Origin of the sequence: Mesobacillus campisalis, assembly GCF_000986785.1 — a bacterium.
Classification (GTDB): domain Bacteria; phylum Bacillota; class Bacilli; order Bacillales; family Cytobacillaceae; genus Mesobacillus_B; species Mesobacillus_B campisalis.
In genome coordinates this window covers 1-557 of sequence record NZ_LAYY01000086.1, presented here as the reverse complement: position 1 = coordinate 557, position 557 = coordinate 1, and the positions used below count along the sequence as shown (strand labels likewise).

Annotated in this window: 1 rRNA gene; it reads right to left on the bottom strand. The window is 49.9% G+C overall.

Annotated elements, in window-relative coordinates:
* Positions 1-163 precede the first annotated feature (163 nt).
* Positions 164-557 (bottom strand): 16S ribosomal RNA (locus tag WQ57_RS22545); the annotation flags it as partial.

Here is a 557-nt window from a genome sequence, read left to right as displayed (position 1 = left end):
ATACTCGGTTTTATTGCAATTGCCTTCTTACATACGATTATCCAGTTTTCAAGGAACAAAAAAGTTCTGAGAGAATCGCTCCCTCAAAACTAAACAAACAAGCTCATCAACAGTACGAACCGAAGGTTCGCATTCCGAATGTCCTAAAAGACATTATCCTTAGAAAGGAGGTGATCCAGCCGCACCTTCCGATACGGCTACCTTGTTACGACTTCACCCCAATCATCTGTCCCACCTTAGGCGGCTGGCTCCAAAAGGTTACCCCACCGACTTCGGGTGTTACAAACTCTCGTGGTGTGACGGGCGGTGTGTACAAGGCCCGGGAACGTATTCACCGCGGCATGCTGATCCGCGATTACTAGTGATTCCGGCTTCATGCAGGCGAGTTGCAGCCTGCAATCCGAACTGAGAATAGATTTATGGGATTGGCTTCACCTCGCGGCTTCGCTGCCCTTTGTTCTATCCATTGTAGCACGTGTGTAGCCCAGGTCATAAGGGGCATGATGATTTGACGTCATCCCCACCTTCCTCCGGTTTGTCACCGGCAGTCTCCTTAG